The 1,553-nt window shown below is 73.7% G+C and carries 2 protein-coding genes; one reads left to right on the forward strand and one right to left on the reverse strand.

The window, feature by feature from the left end:
- Positions 1–425: TetR/AcrR family transcriptional regulator (locus AC51EU_RS30415; RefSeq protein ID WP_496270313.1), on the reverse strand; the 425-nt coding region annotated here is incomplete at its 3' end.
- Between the two features lie 164 nt (positions 426–589).
- On the opposite strand from AC51EU_RS30415, the gene AC51EU_RS30420 reads away from it, so the two are divergent.
- Positions 590–1,483 (forward strand): alpha/beta fold hydrolase, encoded by an 894-nt coding sequence (locus tag AC51EU_RS30420; protein WP_496270314.1) that lies wholly within the window; start codon positions 590–592, stop codon positions 1,481–1,483.
- The last annotated feature ends 70 nt before the right edge of the window (positions 1,484–1,553 follow it).

Genomic DNA, 1,553 nt, shown 5'->3' on the forward strand with positions numbered 1-1,553 from the left:
GCGGCCGCCCGGACCAGTTCGGTCACATACGCGGTGATCTCCGCCCGCATCGCGGCCACCTCCCGCGCGAAGGGCTCCCCGTGCGTGCGCGCCTGCTGGTGGAGGACGGTCCAGCCGTCGGGGTGGTCCGCGGTGTGGGCGAAGAAGCCCCGCAGTCCGCTCCACAACTGCCGGTCGGCCGGGGCGTCCGGTTCGACGGCACCGGCGACGGCCGCGAGGACGGCCCGGCCCTCGCGCCGGATGACGGCGCGGAACAGCTCCTCCTTGGAGTGCAGATAGAGGTAGACCAGCGGTTTGGAGACCCCGGCGGCCTCGGCGATCTCGTCCATCGAGGCGGACCGGTAGCCGCGGCGGGCGAAGACGCGTACCGCCGCGTCCATCATCTGCCGCTCGCGTTCCGCCCGTGGCACCCGTTTGGCCTTCACCGCTCCCCCACCCCGCGCCCTCCCACCCCTCACCGAGGGGCGATTTTACGGCCCTGCCTCTGGCCGATCTTTTCCTTGACGTGATCCGGACCGTGCGAGACGATACGTCTCGTTACGCTTTTGTCCGAGGCATGTCCCCGCCTCCCCGGCCGCCAGGAGGACCCATGCAGCACTACGTCGAAGCCGCCCCCGGCGTCCGCCTGTGGACCGAACAGCGCGGAGACCCCCACGCACCCCCGCTGCTGCTGGTCATGGGCGCCCAGGCGTCCGGCCTCGGCTGGCCGGAGGAACTGGTCGACGCACTCGCCGCGCACCACCGTGTCATCCGCTACGACCACCGCGACAGCGGCCGCTCCACCTGGGCGTTCGACGAGCAGCCCTACCGGATCGCCGACCTCGCCGACGATGTGATCGCCGTGCTGGACGGGCTCGGGATCGAGCGGGCCCATGTCGCCGGGATGTCGCTCGGCGGGATGCTGGTGCAGATGGCGCTCGCCGACCGCCCCGAGCGCTTCCTGAGCGCCACACTGATGTGCACCATGGCGCTGACCACCGCCCCGTACACCGCGCCGGACGGCACCGTCACCGAGGTCGCCGACCTGCCGGGGATAGCCCCCGAGGTGCTGGAGCTGTGGGGCCGCCCGGTCGAGGACCTGGGCCTGGAGGCCGAGCTGGACCGGCGGGTGGCGCACTGGCGGGTGCTGGCCGGCAAGCAGCTCCCGTTCGACGCCGTCTACTACCGCGCGGGCGAGCGCCGCATCATCGAGCACACCGGCCACCACCGCACCTCCACCGCGCACGGCACCGCCGACGACGACGGGATGCTGCGCACCGAGTCGCTGGCCGCCAACCGGGTGCCCACCCTCGTCATCTCCTCCCCCGCGGAACCGGTCTTCCCTCCCCCGCACCCCCAGCACCTCGCCCAGGCCCTCAACGCCGTCCGCGTCGTCGAGATACCGGGCATGGGCCACGCCCTCCCGCCGGAGGTCCAGGGCCCGCTCGCCGCGGCCGTCCTCGCGCACACCCGGGCGGTGGCGGAGGAGCCCGCCACGGGCTGACGGCGCGTCGGGGCACCACGCACCGCGCCCCCGGAGCGGCGGGATCTCCCGGCTCCGGGGGCGCGGTGTG

This window comes from Candidatus Streptomyces philanthi (assembly GCF_059553635.1).